This window comes from Longimicrobiaceae bacterium (assembly GCA_035696245.1).
Classification (GTDB): domain Bacteria; phylum Gemmatimonadota; class Gemmatimonadetes; order Longimicrobiales; family Longimicrobiaceae; genus DASRQW01.
The window spans coordinates 1-2,403 of sequence record DASRQW010000396.1; the positions used below are offsets into that span (position 1 = coordinate 1).

The 2,403-nt window shown below is 71.6% G+C and carries 1 protein-coding gene; it reads right to left on the reverse strand.

The window, feature by feature from the left end; all coding sequences use genetic code 11:
• Positions 1–63: 63 nt before the first annotated feature.
• Positions 64–1,938: a malto-oligosyltrehalose trehalohydrolase gene (gene treZ / locus VFE05_17910; GenBank protein HET6231953.1), complete on the reverse strand. Its 1,875-nt coding sequence runs from the start codon at positions 1,936–1,938 to the stop codon at positions 64–66.
• Between the last annotated feature and the right edge of the window lie 465 nt (positions 1,939–2,403).

Genomic DNA, 2,403 nt, shown 5'->3' on the forward strand with positions numbered 1-2,403 from the left:
TCCCCTCTCCCGACGTGCGGAGGACAGGCTGCGGCAGTGGGCGCCCCACCTACCCAGCCTGCCTCAACCCTCCACGTTGCGCAGGATCACCGCTCCCGGCCCACGCATCTCCACCACGCCATCCGCAGTAACCGAGACGGGCTCGCCCTCTTCCGTCCTTCCGAACCGCGGTTCTTCCGTCGACAGAACCAGGTCCCAGCGGCAGCCGTCCGCCGGGCGCGTCTCGTCGTGCGCGGCGAGGTCGGCGCGGAGCGGGCCGGCGAACGAGGCTACGAGGAGCATCTCCACCCCGCGCTCGCCGGTGCGGCGGAGGGCAATGCCGCTGTCGTCCAGGGCGGCCACGGCGAATCCGGCTCGATCGCGGCGGGCGAGCGCGGGCTCGGCGCGGCGCAGGCGGAGAAGCTCGCGATAGAGCGCGAGGACGGGCGCGTGGTCCGCATCTCCCGTCTCTTCCCACCGTAGCTTGGAACGCTGGAAGCTGCTCTCCGCCTGCGGGTCGGGGATGTGCTCGCGCACCTCAGGGTCTGCGAAGGCGCTGAACTTCTTGAACTCCTCGCGGCGTCCCTCCGTCACCAGCTTCCCCAGCTCTTCCGGGTGGTCGGTGAAGTAGAGGAACGGGGTGGATGCGGCCCATTCCTGCCCCATCCACAGCATGGGTGTGTACGGGGAGAAGAGGAGGAGCGCGGATGCGGCGCGGTACGCGGGCGGATCGATCTCGTGGTGCAGCCGGCCGCCCAGCGCGCGGTTGCCCACCTGGTCGTGGTTCTGGATGCAGTGCACGAACGCCCGCGGCGGGAGCCCTTCGGTGGACGTGCCGCGCGGGCAGCCGCGGTTCTTCGAATGCTGCCCCCGGTAGAACCACCCCTCGCGCAGCGTCTCCGCCAACTCGCCCGCCGTGCCCGCGTAGTCGCCGAAGTACGACTCCGAGTCGCCCGCGAGCATGCGGCGGACCTCGTGGTGGAAGTCGTCGGCCCACACCGCGCCTAGCCCCAGCCCGTCCGGCTGCGGCGCCACCACGCGGCACTCGTTGCGCTCGTCCTCGGCGATGAGCGCGAGGTGGCGGGGCGCGGCGGCCTGCCGCGTACGCACGGCAAGCTCCTGCAGCACGTGCCACTCGGAGTCGTCCAGGATGGCGTGCGTGGCGTCCAGCCGCAGCCCGTCGGCATGGTACTCGGCGACCCAGTGGACGGCGTTGCCCACCACGAAGTCGCGCACGGCGCCGCAGTCCGGCCCGTCGTAGTTCACCGCGTCGCCCCACGGCGTCTTGTGCCGGTCCGTGAAGAAGCGCCCGCTGGTGAACAGCGGCAGGTAGTTCCCCTCGGGCCCCAGGTGGTTGTAGACCACGTCCAGGATCACGGCCAGGCCCTTCGCGTGCGCCGCGTCCACCAGCCGGCGGAGGCCGGCGGGACCGCCGTAGGCGCGTGCGGGGGCGTACAGCGCGACGCCGTCGTAGCCCCAGTTGCGGTCGCCGGCGAAGCTCGCCACGGGCATCAGCTCGAGTGCGTTGACGCCCAGCTCGGCGAAGTGGTCCAGCCGCGCGATCAGCCCGTCGAAGGTGCCCTCGGGCGTGGCGGTGCCCACGTGCAGCTCGTAGATGACCATCTCGTCGAGGGGAATGCCCCGCCAGCCGGCGTCGGTCCAGCGGAACGCCGTGGGATCCACGACCTCGCTGGCACCGTGCACGCCGTCCGGCTGCGCGCGCGACGCGGGGTCGGGGAACGCCTCGCCGCCGTCCAGGCGGTACTTGTAGCGCGTGCCCGCCCCGGCGCCCTCCACCTCCGCGCAGAACCAGCCGTCGCCCTCCGGCTCCATGGGGTGGATGGCCTCCGCGTCGGGACCGTACACGACCACGTCCACGCCGTCGTGCCCCGGCGCCCACACGCGAAACTCCACCCCGCCGCCGGTGACCAGGCTGCCCGCGGTCCTCGCCCTCGTCATCGCATGCTGCTCCATACACCCCTCGATCGTCGTCCGAAAGATCCGCCGCACATCCACCGCACCTCGCCTCACCCGAAGCCCATCCTTCCCGCTCCACCAGCGCCGCCCTGCGCCGCCGCCCGCACCGCAGATGCGCCGATGCCGGCCCGAAGCACCTTCGCCGCAGACCGGTACGGGCCGCCTGCGTGTCGGCACCCGCAGCAGCACCGATGCCGATACCAGACGCAATCACCGCGGACCGGTAGGGGCTGACCTGCGTGTCAGCCCGCGCCGCGGCAGCACCGATGCCGATGCCGGACGTTGTCGCCGCGGAAAGGCTGGAGCACACGCAGGTCATCTGTTCCAACTATTTGCTACGCGGGATGCATTTCCGCTCGGCGTAGCGGGGAGTTCGCTCCAGCGCCGTGCCTGTGGGGAGGGCCGCATAGTCTTGGAGGCGGAGGTCAGGCACTTGGATCTTCACCC

What these genes read in the sequence shown, in the direction of transcription:
- treZ (HET6231953.1), bottom strand. Translation starts at nt 1,938, where the DNA reads ATGACGAGGGCGAGGACCGCGGGCAGCCTGGTCACCGGCGGCGGGGTG.